Here is a 14200-nt window from a genome sequence, read left to right as displayed (position 1 = left end):
TTGAAAACATATGATATTGCTCACGTCATCTGAACTATGACAAAAACAAAAAAAGCAGGGCGAGAAGTTCTCTCGCACTGCTCCCTTATTTGCCAAGATGGCTTAACCTTCCGAAGGATACTTCAGTCCCCACTGCCCCCGGATTTGATCCAGCAGCCTCATAATCGCAAGCGACTCATCAAGCGGCATCACGTCGCTCTCCAGCCGCCCTTCCAGCAGACACCGCCCCACTTCGTATGCCTCGAAGCTATACCCTTTCTCCTGCCGGTCATCTGTAACAACCACCGGTTCCTCGCCATCTACATAAAGCGCAGCGGATGTTGCATTCAAGAAGGACGGAATGTGAATATACCCGTTGGTGCCATAAATATAAGCTTCATTCGTCAATCCAAGCCGGATCGCCCCGTTTAACGAAGCGGTCTTGCCCGATTCATAAGATAGAATCACCGAGAACTGCTCATCTACGCCCGTCTCACCGATATGCGCGGTACTCCAAATCTTCTCCGGCTCGGTTCCAAAAATCATGGATGCAAACGACACCGGATAAATACCCGCATCCAGCAGCGCGCCGCCGCCAAGTTCCAAATTCAGCAAACGTCCCTGCGGATTCCAGCCGCTACGGAAACCAAAATCGGCCTTCAGCAGCCGAACGTCGCCGATAAGCCCGTCGTTCAACCATTCGCGCACCTTCCGAATCGGGGGAAGGAAACGCGTCCACATGGCCTCCATCAGGAACAGCTTTTGCTCCCGTGCAGCTGCCACTAATTCCTCCAATTCATCCCCGTTAATCGTAAAGGGTTTCTCGCACAGGACGGCTTTGCCTGCCTGAAGACACATTAAGGCATGATCCCGGTGCAGCGGATGCGGAGTCGCTATGTAAACAACGTCAATATCGGGATCCTTCACGAGTTCCTCGTAACTGCCATAGGCCCGCGGTATATCGTATTTAGACGCAAACTCTCCTGCATTGCTTGCCGTACGAGAGCCCACGGCCACAAACTGAGCGTTCTCCACATACGCCAGATCGGCTGCAAACTGCTCCGCAATCCAGCCTGTCCCTATGATTCCCCATCTGATCTTGCCCGGATTCTGTATCATCATTTACTCCTCCTCATCATCTTCCTGGATTAGCCTTGCCTAAAGCTTGTAGAAGCTGTCCCTCTCCACTTTGCAAATTCGTAAGCCAAAGCTTTTATACCACTCGTTCTTGCCCCGTTCCTGGGCTACCTGATGAGCAGCATTCTCCTTCCATAAACGAATGGCCTCCAGGGAATCCCAGTACGATACCGTGATCCCAAGGCCCTCATCCCGTGCAGACTCCAGCCCCAAATAGCCGGGCTGCTGCGCGGCGAGCTCTGCCATTTTATCGGACATCTCCCCATAACCCCGGTCACCCTCTGTTCGTTTGGACACAAAAATGCAGGCATAGTAAGGTGGCTTCGGCGTATTCGCGTATTCCGTCATTCTCTCTCCTTCTTTCCGGTTTCCAGTTTAGCCATTAATTCGATTCACATTCGTTCATTGACTATGACATCATTATATCGGAACTTCCGCCATTCTTTAACCTGTAAGAAAAATGTCTCTAGAAGTATATGCCGTGAAGACAGACCTCGATTAGTCTTAAAAAAAAGAAACCGCCTCTCTCCTCTATGATCATCTACAGGAGAAGAGAAGCGGTAGTCTGCCTTCTAGCCTTTACTTCAGTTTGTGCAACAGATTATAGATGACCTGCGCGCTTTCCGCACGCGTGGTCAGGCCTTCCGGTTCAAAGCGGCTCGGTGTACGGCCCTGAACAAATCCGAGGGCATGCGCGGTTTCTACCGCTTCCCTAACCCAGCCCGGGGATGAAGCAAGATCGGCAAAATCGCTGCCCTCGCTGATGTTCTCCTGCTGTAGTTTCATCGCGTGGGCATAAGCGCGCACCAGCATCGCCGCCATTTCCTGACGCTTGATCGGGGCATCCGGATCAAAACGGTCTTTGCTTATTCCATTCACGATGCCCGACCCGGCCGCTGCGGCCACAGCCTCTGCGTACCATTTGCCTGAAGCTACATCGGCAAACGGCGCAGAGCTCTCTGCCTGAAGATCGAGCAGACGAACCAGCATCGCCGCAAATTCAGCCCGGGTCACTTGCTGAGCCGGTGCGAAGCGTTCCGTGCTGACGCCTTCGATGAGCTGCTTCGCTGCCAAGTCGGTAATCACTTCTGCAGCCCAGAATGAAGATGGCACATCGGCAAAGGTTTTCTCATAATCAAGTAAACCATAGGCGCTGAAATGTCGGATCCCCGAAGTCATGCGGCCATCTTTTTCCACTCCGCCTATATACTCCAACTCACCATTTTCGGACAAATAGTACATCGCAATTCTTTTACCGTTAGTGTCATTAGATAACGGCAGTTCCAGCGTAATCGGATGATCGAATTCAGTTAAGTTGTAAACTTTTCCATCCGCTGTCGTTAATCGAAGCTGGAACTCCAGCATGGCTCCGACTGCTGTCAGCTTGGCCCCGGAGACGCGGGCAGCTTGCGCGATTCGCTCCTTCATCTCCGCATCCGATAACGTGGCGGCACTCAGTTTCATCGTGCTCTTCTCAAGCTGGCCAGGATATGCAAGACCACCCAACTGGCGAAGCACTTCGGCCGGGATCGTTATGGCCACATTCTTCGCTTCAATATGGATCGAACCATCCTTAAGTATGTCTGCTGCATTCCCTGGCAGCGTGATATCCGTAAAGCTTCCATTCATCGTGATTACAACCTGCCCGTTCGACAGCTGAGCTGCCAGCTCGCTCGCTGATAAGGTGACGCTGCCTGACGGTGGTGTCACAGGCGGAGTGACCGGTGGTGTTACTGGCGGTGTCACAGGCGGCGTTACCGGTGGTGTTACCGGCGGCTGTACCGGAGGGTCTACCGGTGGCTCCGGTCCCGGATCAGGATTTCCCCCGCCCCGGGTGGTCACCTTCAAATCATATTCCGACTTGAACCCTTCGTAGGTTGCCGAAATCACGGTCGCCCCTTCGGCCAATGCCCGGACTGTGCCTAACTCATCGATCGAGGCGATCTCTGGCTTACTGCTCTCGTAGGTTACACCTTCGATTAAGCGGATACGGCTGCCGTCGGTATAAACCGCCTCCGTGACGGCCTGATCGGTATCCCCGACCTTCAACTCGGTTTTACCACCTAAGGCGATCGACTCCATGCTGCCGTTCGGAATTCGGTCCACCGTAATCTTCACATCTGCATAGACGTCCGGTGCTACCGTGCTGGTCGCTCTTACGACCGCGCTGCCCAGACCTTGAGCCGTCACGATGCCGTCTGCAGATACGGTGACGACATCATTCGCCGGTTCGGAACTGTATACGGACCACACAACGGTTCGTTCAGCCCTGCGCGGCTTCACTTGAGCCAGCAATTTCTGGCTCTCGCCTACAGCTAGTGTCAGCTGGCTTGGCGTTACTTCAATCTGCTGCGGCTCCGGCTTCGTATCCGATTTCGCCAGCGTAAACTCATCCACGACGCGTCCGTCAACCGTTTTGGTTACATAATAAAGCTCGTCTCCCTCCACTTCCACGGAAGCATACATCTGAGTTGGTTCATCGTCGACCACCTCATGCCAGCCTCGCTCCGTGTGAGAGTAGAATTTAGGTCCTGACGATCCCGCTACGACGTAGGTTGTGCCCTTCCCGTCCGCAGCAATCTGGTTGTTCATCATCGGATAGGAACGAATATAAATATGATCATGTCCGTTTAACACGAGATCCACACCGGATTCCTCAAGCACCGGCGCCCACAGACTGCGTACCTCGGCGGAGTCATAGATGCTTCCGTAAGGCCCGCGGTGGAACATCACGATAGTCCAATCTTTGTCATTGCTAGCCAGATCCTGTTGGAGCCACTTTTTCTGATCCTCCAACTGATACTCGCTGTTCAGCATAATAAAATGAATGTTCTTGTAGTCAAAAGAGAAATTGGTTCCCTTCAGGGTGTCCAAACCATTGCCCGGCTGGTTAAAGTGAGCCAGGAAGTCTCCGTTCTCGTTATTCCCCATCACTTCATGGTTGCCGATGGCAGACACTAACGTCGTATTCAGGAAATGCTTCTGGGCTTCAGCGAACCAGTAGTTCCACTGCTCCTCCAGGAATCCCTTGTCGACCATATCGCCGGCATGGACCATAAATTCGGCGTCCGGATGCTCGGCTGCCGCCTTGTCGATCGTATTCCCCCACAGCTCGAACTCCTTCGCTGTGGATGCCTGGGAATCGGCAAAATACAGGAATTTCGTTGTATCTCCCGTAAGCTCCGTTGTGCTAAAAGAGCCTTGGGCACTGTAATGGCCTTGTCCATCACCGACACGGTACACATACTCTGTGCCTGGCTCAAGTCCGGCTGCCGTCGCTTTATGGACACGAACGGTGCCGAGATCCAAGGTATGGTACAGCTCGCTGGCACCATTGAACTTCTGGACGTTCGGCGCATCGAAATCCGTAAATTCGGACCGCTTGGCCAGTTCCACAACGGTCCCATCCGTCGCCGGGTCCGTGTGCCAGTTCAGCATCCGCGACGTGGTCGGATCTTCGCCCATACCCACGCTGATGTTGAATGGAGTAGGACTTCCAGCCAGCGGCGAAACCTTAAACTCCAAGGCCGGGCTATATTGATTATTCTTTACGGCTTGCACGGTATACGTCTTCACCTGGGATGTTAGCGCCGCCGTCTTCAGGATGCCCGCAGCATCTGTTTTGCCCACCGCCGCTACGTCAGCCATGATCTGAACGCCTTCCACAGGTTGACCTTGGGCATCGGTCACTTCAAACACGGTTTTGTATCCCTGTACGGTTCCTTCCTCATTCCAGCTCAGCGCATAATGCGTTGCGATCTGCGATTCTATCGGAAGACCGTAGAACGAAAATTCGGTATTGCCCGTATCGGCAAAGGATACCGCCCCGGACGTGAGTGATAGAATGCTGCTGCCGGTGGCGTTCTTTTTCACGTCATACCGGATTTGGCCGATCCAATCCGTATCCTGCAGGGATGCGGTATGGATGTCCTTCCAGGTCACTCTCACCTTTCCAGTTGTACCGTCGATGTTCCCGCTAACCTGGGTTGGACTCAGCTTGTCTCCCGGTATGAGCTCCAGATTCTCCACTTTGGTGGGATCGAATTGGAAATCGACATGCCCGCCGCGAATTTGGGAGGTCTTCACTCCGCCGATATCGAGCGTATAACTGCCGCCAACATAGATCGTATCCGGCGTATCGTACACCACCTTGGCTGCGCCCGTATTTACGGTGAAGTTCCATTCCTTGGTCGTTTGGTTGCCCGACAGATCGCGGACGGTTACTTTCGCCTGATGAACGCCATCGGCAAGCGGAACGCTCGGCGTGTAATGGATTCTTCCTTCCGGCGGATACAGGGTGTGCTGCACCGGACTGCCGTCCAGATAGAATCGGATTTTGTCCGGATCAATTAAGGTGGTTCCCGGGTGCGCGACAGGATCATAACCTGCATCCTCGGCATACACGGCTATGGTCGGCGTATTCACCTTGATTTCCGCACCGCCAGCCGGCGAGAATTTCTTCAGAATCGGCGGTTCGATATCGTCATTAGCCGGGCCGTACAATGCCCGAATTTCGTCCACGTAGATGGCACCGGCGTCTTTTTTCGCGGCCTGGGTTTCCATATAACGAACAGGCATGTCCATCACCAACGGAAGGGTTCTCCCTTTGGGAACGGACGCTTCGAGATACTTCCATCCCTTGAAATCAACGCCAATCGTCTGATCGGTAAAATCGAGCGGGATCGCGCCCTTGCTGTCACGAATCTGGGCACGGAGCCAGTGCGCATTGCCGTCCCCGTAGACCCACATGCTGATCTTCTCCGGATAACCAGGAATTTCGATATTGTCCGCTGTGTCATTCGTCTGCAGATAAGCGCCGGAGGTGCCTGTCATTCCGGTAAAATCATACTCCAGCTTCAATGCGCCATTCCCCGAGCGAATGTAGGTCTCATCGGTTTCAATGGATACCTTGGTCGACTTATACTGGGCTCCGGCACTTGGTTTATAACGGCTGAGGCCGTTCTCAAAATCCTCGAGCATCACCGGAGGAAGACCGACATTCACATCAATGGAAGTTTCAACATTTCCGTATTTCACATGGATTTTGCCGCTGACATCCTGCTTGTCCGTGGCGGTAAACGTTCCATTTGCGTCAATCGTCCCGATGTCGCCTTCGGTTCGCCATTCAAAACGACTGTTATCCGCCTGAATCACCTGTCCATTTCGAAGCGCGGTCACCTTAAGCGTCTCGGTCGAGCCGGAAGAGAAGGTCTTCACGGCGTCCGAGAACTTGAGCTCGGTCAGCTCATTAACGACTTCCAACGCGGCTGTTCCGGTCAGATTGCCGGATTGTACGGATACTTCGGTTACACCCGGTTGATTCCCTGCCGTAAACGTACCGCTTGCGTCGATCTTCCCATAAGCAGGGTCAACGCTCCATGCCGCAGCCTCCGTCATTTTCGCCGGATGCAGGTTCTGGTCCACGGCTGCCGCCTTGAAAGTTGTAGAGGAACCTATCAGCACTCTCTCCAGTGTAGGTGCAACGACCAGTTTATTCGGTGCTCCTTCAGGCGCCTTGTTCACCAGCAAAATACCGTTGGCCGTCTTGCGTTCACCGCCATCGGATGGCGAGTTGAGCACCTTGCGCGTGGCTTCTCCCGACAGGCGGGCAACAAAGGTAGCTGATCCGCCTCCATCCAGATTCAGTGCGTTTACCACACCAAGCTCTTGCAGCATTTCGCCAAGCTCAATGTAGTTAAGCCCTTCACTGAAGCCGGGCTGACGACCATCGACCTCGAACAGCACAACGGTTCCATCCGCTTTGGTTCCCACCACCGTTCTTGGATGCACGGCCGGATCGGTATGCTGCTGGACTACGCCATCCTGCACCAGCATCACCGTACCGCCAATCGCCATCGTGACATCCTTCCACTCGTTGTCCAGCTCAAAACTTGCCTTTACTTCATCCCCTGCCTGGAGTCCGGCAAGCTTGCTCCGCTGTGATCCCGATGCGGATAGTACCACCTGGCCTGGGCCAATCGGCGAATTCCCCTGATCTTTAAGAACAGAGGCCACCTTCATCGTCAAGATCTCCCCACTGGCGACCCTGCCGCTCACAATCTCCAAAATGACCTCGTCGCCAAGATTATTGGTCATCGTTGTAGCATTGAATTTTTCGGTATAAAGGACAAGTGCGTCCGTCCCTCTGAGACGGTTGATGGATGATAGACTGCTTACCGCTCCACCTATCGTCACGTTTTTCGTCAATTTCGGACTGCCGTACATGCTGGTCCCATCCGGCTTAATGCCAAAGGCGTTCCGGCCACTGGGCGGATCCGTTAATAACTCCCCACCCCCCATAAACAATCCGAGCGGAATTCCGGTGGACATATCGTAAAAATCCCCATTCACTGCCGCGATGACGCGGTTGCCTGCCTTGTCGGCATCGGATGCCATTTTGCTGACTCCCTGCATGCCGTAGACCTTGCCATCGGTGAGGCCGGGCTGAAGCTCCAGATTCCCTTGCGATGGATCAAACTCCACCATGTGGACCTTCTGCTCGCCACTGCCCTTTTGCATATTCGCCCATGTATATGTAGCCCCTGGCCCAATCTCCATCTGCCGCATATCAATGACCGATGACGCAGCGGCGACCGGGTCGGCAGCAGCTTGTCCTGCGGGAAGCAGCAGCGAAAGCAACATCACTCCGCTGAGCAGCGACGATATTCTCTTTTTGCTTTTTATCATGTACATTAATTCCTCCTTCTCTGTGCTTGGACTCTTGTTTTCTCCCGGATGTTTGTCCGTGAATGAAAGACCTACTCGGGAGTATAACGTTAGCTTGTTAATTCCACCTCCAATCTGTGTTAAGACGAAGTTAACTCTGCCGCTATCGGCTGTTACATTCCGTCATTAGCTGGAAGGGCTGCAAAAATGTATGCTTCCGCTTCATATTCACCGCTACCACCAACGACCGAAGTTAACCTGTCTTCTTTTCCTTATCATATTGAAATTTTATTTCGAATTACAATATGTTTTGTAAAACTTTATTTTGTTTTTTAGAGCAGGAATTTCTGGCTGGATGGAGTAAGTGCGGATTTTGTCGAATTCTGAGAATGAGAAAAAATCCATACCGTTTCTGACATTTTTTGCGAAGGTCTTCCTCAGCGCACAAAAAAACAACCGCGTCCTATGGTTATGGCCGCAGTTGTTTATAAACTTCCTTTTATTTTTTGGTGACATTGCCGTTGACATCAATTTTTGCATTATAGGAGAGTTTGTTCAGTTTCGCGATGATGTCTTTGTTGTACTTCTTGTCCATCAGATTCGGTTGACCTTGAATAATTTTCACCGGCGTAATCCGGCTCGTGATCTTGGAACCCTGGATCTCAAAATGGACCATCATCGACAGCAAGGTATTGTCACCGCCCCGGGTCGAGCGATTAAACACGAAGTTGCCCAGCGAATAATAAATCGGTTTGTTCTTGTAATACTCAATGCCCATCAACGTATGGCTGTGGGAACCAATAATAATGTCGGCACCCGCATCGATCATCTTCTTCGCCATCGTGCGTGCATATTCTTCCGGATAGTCGGCAAATTCCTCATTCCAGTGGATATACACGATCGTATAATCGTTTGTTTTTGCCGATTTCTTAATATGGGTCAACATCGGCTCCATTGTGTACGCGGAAGCAGCGCCCGGATGGTTCTTGCCCGCGATCCAAGAATTACCCGAGAGGACCCGGCTGACGCCCAGCACCGCAATTTTCTTCCCTTCAATGTTCTGCACGTAAGGCTGGAAGGCCTCGTCAATATTGCGCCCGGCTCCCGTGTACCCGATCTTCTGGCGCTTCAAATGTGTAATCGTATCCAGCATCGCATGCTGCCCATAGTCCAGAATGTGGTTGTTAGCCAGCGTTACGCCGTCGATTCCTGCATAGACCAAGCCTTCAAGCGTATCCGGCTTCGAACGGAAAGCAAAGGTTTTATCCGCAGCCTTACCCCGAGTGGAGACCGGTGTCTCCAGATTGGCAAACGCCATGTCCGCTTTTTTCAAGATGGGGGCGACCTTCTTAAATGGGTATAGGTTCCCGAATCTATCAATCTGACTCCCCACGTAGCCGTCCAACAGAATGTCACCTGCAAAAACAAGATCTATCGGTTTGCTCTTCGACTTGGCTTGAGTGGTTGTGCCCGCTGTATCCTTGGTCTCCTGGACCTTGCTCTGAGTCTCTTTCTCATTCGTGCCCGCTGCCGAAACGATGCTGACCGGGAGAATCATAACGATAACCAGAATGAGGCAAAATAATCTTTTCATATCGATGCCGCCTTTCCAAATAAGAACTTCTAAGAAGCTAGTCATTTACCACGTTTATCCTATCATAATTTGATATAAAAGGGTAATTCTATAAAATGAACCATTTAATAGAATTACATAATGGATTCTAACCAGTTATCCCTTTCAGCACTACGCATGCGGATTATTCTTCCGATCCCTGTTGCCCCCAGATTTTTTAACGGATTAACAGTGGTTGAACATCCAGATAAATCAAAACTATCTTTTTCTATCCATAGTCTTAGACTTGAAAAGCGGACAAAAAGTTTCAAACTTTGCAAATCAGATTGAAAATATTATAAATTGCTTATATATTTAAACGTATCGCAAGTATAACCTTCATTTTAATTACGTTTTGTAATAATTATGTCGGCTAACTCTTACATATAAGTAAAACCAAAGGAGCTGCAGCCCATGAATATTCATTCTTCCGGTGAAAACGGGCCTCCCCTGATTGATGATACGGACCGCAAAATCATTGCGATCCTCGGCAAGAACGGGCGAATCTCGTACACGGATTTGGCTAAGGAGATTGGGTTGTCCCGCGTTGCCGTACAGGCCAGGGTCAACGCCCTAATCGATGACGGCGTTATTGAACGGTTCGCGGCGGTCATTAATCCGGAGAAAGTGGGGATTTCGGTGTCTGCTTTTTTCAATGTAGAGGTCGAACCCAAACATCTACAGCAGGTAGCGGACACATTGGAGAACGAGCCGTATGTAACAAGTCTGTATCATATGACCGGTCCCAGTAAGCTACATATGCACGGACTATTTACCGATCATAAGGAAATGGAAATGTTTTTAAATGAGAAGCTTTACCCGCTCCCGGGCATTACAAGTGTGGATACGCAGATCTTAATCAAGCGTTATAAAAGCCGAATGGGCATCCGACTTTAACTCTTACAACAGAAAGGACTCATACCTTGCCTGATAAAACTAGCAACCCATACATGGAATTAACGTTCGGCATGTTCCGAACCGGAATACTCGGCTACGGCGGCGGTCCTTCAGTTATTCCGTTGATCCGTCACGAGGCCGTCGTTCGTTACAATTGGCTCAGCGACGATGAATTCGGGGAGGTGCTCGCGTTAGCCAACGCGCTTCCGGGTCCCATCGCCACGAAGATGGCTGCCTATCTCGGTTACCGGGAAAAAGGGGTGCTTGGCGCCATAGTTGCCATTCTCGCGCATATCCTTCCGACCTGTATTGCGATGATCGCGCTGTTGTCGGCGGTGACGTTCCTTAGCAGCTCCAAAGTGGTGGCAGGCATGATTGCCGGCGTTACGCCGGTCATTGCCGTGATGCTGGGAACGATGGCTTACGAATTCGGCGAAAAGGCTGTAAAGGGGCTCGGCATCTACGCCGGGATCGGATTTTTCGCAGTATCGTTTCTTCTGCTGGAGAGTTTCCAGATTCATCCGGCCATTGTCATTATACTGTTCCTTGCCTACGGCACCGTACATTTCAAAACCGTAGCCAAATTAAAAAAACAAAGACAGGATAAGGAGGGGTCCGCCTAATGGAAGAATGGCTTCAGCTGCTGATCAGCTTTTTCGTCTCCAACGTGCTCGGTTATGGCGGCGGTCCCGCTTCCATCCCGCTCATGTACAAGGAGATCGTCACGAATCACGGATGGCTGACCGATCCGGAGTTCTCCAACATGCTGGCCCTTGGCAACGCGCTTCCCGGGCCGATCGCCACCAAAATCGCCGCTTTTGTCGGGTACGACGTATCCGGCTGGATGGGCATGACCCTTGCCCTCGCGGCTACGGTTATACCTTCGGCGGTAGCTCTCATCTGGCTTTTGAATCTACTGCAGAAATACCGTACGTCGCCAGTCGTCAAAGGGATGACCCTGTTAGTTCAGCCCGTCATCGCCATCATGATGCTGACCCTGACCTGGCAGATGGGCAAAAGCTCCGTCATCTCCATCGGCCTTCTGCAATCCCTCGGCATCGCCGCCATCGCCTTCTGGGCCATGAACATCCGCAAGATCCACCCGGCGCTTGTGATCCTGGCCGCGTTTGCTTACGGGGGATTGGTGTTGTCGCAGGTGGTGTGAGGGGGATTGTATAGAACAACTATAACCCGTTCGGGATAATCGCCATGACTAAAAGAGCGAGTGTGAGGGACTCATTCCCACCATACTCGCTCTTTTTTCAGTCGACAGCCATCCAAGCATGCCCCGGATCACGCACCTTACCTGTCCCCCGCTTAGACTGATAGGGCAATGAGTAGAAATTCACCTGTGAACCGGACGGTATATGATCGCTATATCATTTAATATGTCCGAAAGTACTCTTATTCGTCGTGAAGACTTCCTAACGGACACAGAATACCTTATTTTGTCCAAAATAGCCCTTTTGGTGACTTTAGCGGACCCAGAGGACCTTATTTGCTGTCTTTATTGGTATTGGCACCCGTAATTCGCACAATAGCGGATCTGGAGTCCGGTACTTTGTAAATAATCAGGTTGTGATCTTAAATAACGGATCTAGGGTCCGTTAAAAGCTGACACAAGTACCTTGAGCGCCCATGGTTGGCAATGAAACCTGCAGTTTCCCATTAAGTAATCCCAGGAAGTGACGCAAGGTCACAATAACCAGGAGCAGGCCAGGTAATTTGCCACATCCGATTATATCTCAATGCCACACCAATGTAATAGCGACAACTCGTTATATCCAACTCCCAGCGAATGTGCCTTGATCGTCACCTGCATCCATCAAGTATCCAATCGTCACCTGCATCCAACAAGTATCCAATGCTCGACGGCCCCACGTCTGTTCACATTGGATGGAGCCCCTCTGTCCTTAATGATACTCTTTCAACTCCCCACCTACTTCCTCCCCATCACCACCCCGATCTTGCCCTCATGTATCTCTACCTTATACTTCTTCACCCGGATGCGGTCGCTGAACAGCGACTTGCCGGTCTGCAGGTCAAATTCCCAGCCATGCCAGGGACAGCGGACGATCTCGCCTGTCCGGCCGTATTCGTAGTCGTATACCTCCGAAGGAAGCGTCGTACCGGAGACCAGTCCTGCGCAGATCGGCGCCCCCTGATGCGGACAGTAGTTGAGAATCGCATGAAACTCGCCGTTGATCCGATAGATTCCAATTTCGCGTCCCTCAATGTTTACGACCTGGTGTCCGCCCTCCGGTATGTCCTCCTCCGCCAGCACGTAATGTACTCCCATTCATGCACCTCCTTGCCTGTGCGCCCAGTTCGTTAATCAAGTTTGTCTTTCACCGCGTGCTATTCACCCAGAGTACCTTAGTTGACTCCAGTCAAATTCATTAATCCCGGTTATCGAGTTACCCTATCTGCCCAGCCACTCCCTATCATATTAATTAATCCAATGGCTCAATTTAGCTAAGGTATTCTATCCAGCAGTCCAAATCATCGAGTTCATAACCTACTCCTGCTCAGTAAAAAAATTGCCAGTTATTGACGTTCATCGTTGACCAGTTTCAATCTAGCAAGCTAATCTCATCTAGTAGGCTGGTTTCGTTCATACGAGTTCATACGAGCTAGCTTCGATCATGCGAGCTAGTTTCGACCATGCGAGCTAACTTCGATCATGCGAGCTAGTTTCGACCATGCAAGCTAACTTCGATCATGCGAGCTAGCTTCGATCATGCGAGCTAGTTTCGACCATGCGAGCTAACTTCAATCTAGCAAGTTAGTTTCATCAAATTGGCTCTACGTTTATCATCCATCCGCTCAATCCAATCTGTACAGCTGCTTCGCATTCTCGTAAAAAATCTTCAGCCGGGCCTCCGGCTTCAGCCCCCGCAAAATATGGCTTGGCGAGTCGAAGTCCCAATGCGGGTAGTCGCTGGAGTAGAGCAGCATGTTCTCGGCATCGATCATGTTGAAGAGATCGATGAGATGCTGCGGATTGTCGGGCTCCTCAATCGGCTGCGTGGATAAGTAGCAATGATCCCGGATGTATTCGCTCGGCATTCTCGTCAGCCAGGGCACGGTTGCGCGCAGCGCCTTGTAATTTTTGTCCAGCCGCCACATCAGGCCCGGCAGCCAAGCCACTCCGCCTTCAACCAGAACGACCTTCAGGTTCGGGTACTTCACGAATACGCCCTCGCATACCATGCTCACCAGATGCGCCATGAACATCTGGGAGAGGCAGGTGTGCCACTCAATGTAGCGGGTCGGGTAGCCGGCCGCGGTGGGAGCCGTCGAGCTCCCGCCGCCTTCCGCTCCCGGATGGATCCCGATTGGGAGACCCTTGCGCTCCGCTGCTTCGTAGATCGGGTGATAATGACGCTGACCCAGCGGCGAACGCGCCGCGCTGGAGATCATCACCTCCACGATATCCGGATGGCCGCCGATCCGGTCGATCTCGCGTGCCGCCAGCAAAGGGTCCTGAGTCGCTACCGCCATTGCGCCTTTGAATGCTTTATGTTTGCCGAGCCACTCGGCGATCAGATAATCGTTATAGGCCGAGCATATCGCGGCTGCGTAATCCGGATCATGGGTGGAAGAGATGTTGTAGACAACGCCCGTCAACACGGCGTAGTCCAGATTATAACCCTCGATCAGCTGCTTGATCATATAATCGGGGTCGGAACCGGCTTTGCCTCCACCCGGAGGGATCGAGTCCTTTTTCATCACGCCGATTGGCGAGTAATACCCTGAGCCTGCATAACCGATGCCAGATGCGGCTACCCGGGAGCGCCAGGGCTCCTGCAAATATGGAAGCAGCGCCCTGTCGTCCTGCTCGTTATGAACGTCGACGTCGATAATTTTCATATCGTCCATTGCCTGATTCCTCCAATCTCCATAAGT

9 protein-coding genes are annotated in these 14200 nt (G+C 51.8%); 3 read left to right on the top strand and 6 right to left on the bottom strand.

Going from position 1 to position 14200, the window contains the following annotated elements:
* Positions 1-102: 102 nt before the first annotated feature.
* The 4 genes from ACOZB4_RS28035 to ACOZB4_RS28020 form a co-directional block, all read right to left on the bottom strand.
* Positions 103-1098, bottom strand: coding sequence for a Gfo/Idh/MocA family protein (locus tag ACOZB4_RS28035; RefSeq protein WP_379412961.1), 996 nt, complete (start codon positions 1096-1098; stop codon positions 103-105).
* Between the two features lie 39 nt (positions 1099-1137).
* Complete coding sequence (locus ACOZB4_RS28030; protein ID WP_379412876.1) at positions 1138-1464, bottom strand: antibiotic biosynthesis monooxygenase family protein; 327 nt, start codon at positions 1462-1464, stop codon at positions 1138-1140.
* Between the two features lie 231 nt (positions 1465-1695).
* Entirely contained in the window at positions 1696-7803 is a 6108-nt protein-coding gene (locus tag ACOZB4_RS28025; RefSeq protein WP_379412869.1) for a phosphodiester glycosidase family protein, read from the bottom strand.
* Between the two features lie 478 nt (positions 7804-8281).
* Entirely contained in the window at positions 8282-9376 is a 1095-nt protein-coding gene (locus ACOZB4_RS28020) for a CapA family protein (protein ID WP_379412858.1), read from the bottom strand.
* Between the two features lie 432 nt (positions 9377-9808).
* Here ACOZB4_RS28020 and ACOZB4_RS28015 point away from each other — a divergent pair, with 432 nt between their 5' ends.
* The 3 genes from ACOZB4_RS28015 to ACOZB4_RS28005 are packed head-to-tail and all read left to right on the top strand — an operon-like array spanning position 9809 to position 11456.
* Positions 9809-10291, top strand: a complete 483-nt coding sequence (locus tag ACOZB4_RS28015) for an Lrp/AsnC family transcriptional regulator (protein ID WP_076322912.1) — start codon at positions 9809-9811, stop codon at positions 10289-10291.
* A 53-nt stretch (positions 10292-10344) separates the two neighbouring features.
* The gene (locus tag ACOZB4_RS28010; protein WP_339273412.1) at positions 10345-10914 is read left to right on the top strand and encodes a chromate transporter; all 570 of its coding nucleotides are present in this window, start codon (positions 10345-10347) and stop codon (positions 10912-10914) included.
* On the top strand, positions 10914-11456 hold the full coding sequence (locus tag ACOZB4_RS28005) for a chromate transporter (protein WP_339271110.1): 543 nt from the start codon (positions 10914-10916) through the stop codon (positions 11454-11456). The genes ACOZB4_RS28010 and ACOZB4_RS28005 overlap by 1 nt, the downstream gene beginning before the upstream one ends.
* Before the next feature lie 774 nt (positions 11457-12230).
* On the opposite strand, the gene ACOZB4_RS28000 is transcribed toward ACOZB4_RS28005, so the two are convergent.
* A complete protein-coding gene (locus tag ACOZB4_RS28000; RefSeq protein ID WP_339271108.1) occupies positions 12231-12590 on the bottom strand; it encodes a Rieske (2Fe-2S) protein in 360 nt (119 codons plus the stop codon).
* A 527-nt stretch (positions 12591-13117) separates the two neighbouring features.
* Positions 13118-14173: an amidohydrolase family protein gene (locus ACOZB4_RS27995; protein ID WP_379412829.1), complete on the bottom strand. Its 1056-nt coding sequence runs from the start codon at positions 14171-14173 to the stop codon at positions 13118-13120.
* Positions 14174-14200: the final 27 nt, after the last annotated feature.

The organism is Paenibacillus sp. NPDC058898 (assembly GCF_049316025.1).
Taxonomy (GTDB): Bacteria; Bacillota; Bacilli; order Paenibacillales; family Paenibacillaceae; genus Paenibacillus_AQ.
Note: the sequence above shows the minus strand (reverse complement) of the source record. Positions and strands in the feature narration are given on the sequence as shown.